This window comes from Pontimicrobium sp. MEBiC06410 (genome assembly GCF_053601615.1).
Genome location: NZ_JBSHNT010000123.1, coordinates 1 through 291, shown reverse-complemented (window position 1 = coordinate 291; position 291 = coordinate 1). Strand labels below are relative to the sequence as shown.

General features: G+C 49.1%; 1 protein-coding gene. It reads right to left on the bottom strand.

Features of this window, described 5'->3' with window-relative positions; all coding sequences use genetic code 11:
• On the bottom strand, positions 1-291 hold a 291-nt coding region (locus ACVC08_RS01485), incomplete at both ends, for a Calx-beta domain-containing protein (protein ID WP_452600712.1).

The following is a 291-nucleotide window of genomic DNA, read 5'->3' as shown; positions in this document are numbered from 1 at the left end:
TGTGTTTCCGCTGGTTACTGTGCCATCGACGGTAAAGGTCTCATCGGCTTCATCTATGGCATCATCCGTGATTGGAATCACTACATCGACACTCGTGCTTCCTGCTGGAATGGTTACGGTTGTTGTCGTGACTGTGTAATCACTTGTGCCGGCTGTGCCTGTTGTCGTGACAATATCTACTACAACGTCTGTTGCGCTTACGGTATCGATGCTTACTGGAACGGTTACTGTGCCAGCGCCTTCGTTGACTGTTGCATCAGCTATTGTTACTGTTGGCGCATTGTCGTTATC